Source organism: Azospirillum sp. 11R-A (assembly GCF_049472615.1).
GTDB lineage: Bacteria > Pseudomonadota > Alphaproteobacteria > Azospirillales > Azospirillaceae > Azospirillum > Azospirillum palustre.
In genome coordinates this window covers 1-2,388 of record NZ_JBCEBL010000070.1, presented here as the reverse complement: position 1 = coordinate 2,388, position 2,388 = coordinate 1, and the positions used below count along the sequence as shown (strand labels likewise).

General features: G+C 72.6%; 1 protein-coding gene. It reads left to right on the top strand.

What is annotated here, in order from left to right; all coding sequences use genetic code 11:
- Nucleotides 1-2,388 (top strand): condensation domain-containing protein (locus tag VH569_RS35200; protein ID WP_423321916.1); only part of this gene is annotated, 2,388 nt, incomplete at both ends.

Sequence of the window (2,388 nt, the reverse complement as noted above, 5' to 3'; positions counted from 1 at the left end):
GCCCCGGCGGGGGAGCCGGCGGAGAGATTGGCGCGTCGATCAAGACGGTGAAGGAGCAGCTGCGGGCGGTTCCGTCGAACGGGCTTGGCTACGGCGTGCTGCGCCATCTGGGCGATGGGGAGGCGCAGGCAACGCTGCGGGCGCTGCCCGAGGCGCGGGTGACCTTCAACTATCTGGGCCAGTTCGACGGCAGTTTCGACGACACCGCCCGTTTCGTGCCGGCCGGCGAGCCGGCGGGTGCCCGTCTCGATGCCGACGCCCCGCTCGGCAACTGGCTGAGCATCGACGGCAGGGTCTATGACGGGGAGCTGGTGTTCGACTGGAGCTACAGCCGGGCGGTGCTGGCGCCGCCTGTCGTGGAGGGGTTGGCCTCGGCCTATGGAGAGGAGCTTCGGGCGCTGGTCGCGCATTGCGAGGCTTCGGCCGGCGGTCTGACGCCGTCGGACGTTCCGCTGGCCGGCCTGACGCAGGGCCAGCTGGACGCGCTGTCGCTGCCGGCGCGCGAGTTGGAGGACCTCTACCCGCTGACGCCGATGCAGCAGGGCATGCTGTTCCATGCGCTGGAAGGGGCCGCGGAAGGCGAAAACCCTTATGTGACGCAGCTCGCCGTCGAGGTGGAGGGGCTGGAAGAGGAGCGCTTCGCCGCCGCCTGGGCCTGGGTGACGGCGCGCCATGCCGTGCTGCGCACCGGCTTCCTGTGGGGCGGCCCGCTTGCCGCCCCGTTGCAGGCGGTGTGGGAGCGGGTGGCCGATGCGGTGTCGGTGCTGGACTGGCACGACCGCGGCCTTGCCGGCGCCGAACTGGAGGAGGCGTTGGGTGCCTTGGCGCAGGAGGAGCGTGCCCGCGGCTTCGAGCTTGGCCGTCCGCCGTTGCAGCGTGTGGTTCTGGTGCGGCTGAGGCCGGGGCGGCAGGGCCGGGGGCGCCATCGCCTGATCTGGACCAGCCATCACCTGCTGCTGGACGGCTGGAGCAGCGCGCGTCTGGTGGCGGAGGTGCTGGGCCGCTACCGGGGRGCGGAGGTGGGCGGCGCGGTCGGTGGCGCGGCGGGCCGCTACCGCGACTACATCGCGTGGTTGGGGCGGCAGGATGGGGCGGCGTCGGAGCGCTTCTGGCGCGGGCGCCTGTCTGGGTTGGAGGCGCCGACGCTGCTGGCGGCCAGCCTGCCCTGCCGGGCTCCGCAGGCGGGGCACGGCGTGGTGCGGCTGCGGCTGGATGGCGGTGCGACGCGGCGGTTGCAGGCCTTCGCGCAGGCGCAGTGGGTGACGCTGAACACGCTGGTGCAGGGGGCGTGGGCGCTTCTTCTGCAACGCTACAGCGGTCAGGAGACGGTGGCGTTCGGCGCGACGGTGTCGGGCCGTCCGGCGGAGCTTGCCGGCGTCGAGGAGACGCTTGGGCTGTTCATCAACACGCTGCCGGTGGTGGAGCGTCCGCCGTCTGGCGAGCGGGTGGGGGAGTGGCTGCGCGGATTGCAGCGGCGGAACCTGGAGATGCGCGAGCACGAGCACACGCCGCTGCACGAGGTGCAGCGCTGGGCCGGCTCCAGCCTCGGCACCAGCGGCGGCGCGCGGGCCCTGTTCGACAGCATCGTCGTCTTCGAGAACTATCCCGTCGACGAGGCCATCAAAAACCAGAACGACCAGAATGTCAGATTCGGAGCGACGGACCGGGTCGACGTGACCGGATTCGCCATGGATCTGGAAGTGTCGGTCGGTGAAGAGCTGGAGGTCAAGTTCATCCACCGCCGCGATCTGATCGACGGCGACCTGTGCAACCGCATCCAAGGCCATTTCGAGACGCTTCTGTGCGGTCTTGTGGCGGATGCCGGGCGGCGTGTCGGAGAGGTGCCGCTGCTGACCGGGCAGGAGCGGGCCCGCTTCGCCGCCTGGAACGCGCCGGTCGCCGCCGAGGCCTTCGAGCCGGTGCATGTCCGCATCGCCGCCATGGCCGCCGCTCTCGGCGACCGGCCGGCGGTGGTGGACGGCGGTCTTGATGGCGGTCCGGGGGGCGTTCTGGGGGGCGGCACTCTCGGCTTCGCCGCGCTCGACCGCCGGGCCAACGCCCTGGCCTGCCGGCTGGCGGCGGCCGGCGTCGGGCCGGAGGTCCGCGTCGGCGTCGCCCTGCCGCGCGGACCTGCCATGATCGTCGCCCTGCTGGCGGTGCTCAAGGCCGGCGGCGCCTATGTCCCGCTGGATGCCGCCTATCCGCGCGAGCGCCTCGCCTACCTGATCGGCGATGCCGGCATCGCCCTGCTGCTGACCGATGGCAGTCTGGCGGACCGGCTGCCGCTGCCGGACGGCCTGCCGAGCCTGCTGCTCGACGGCCTGCCGGCCGAGGAGGCCGAGGCCGCACCGGCGGTGGCGGTGCTGCCCGGCAGCCTCGCCTACGTCA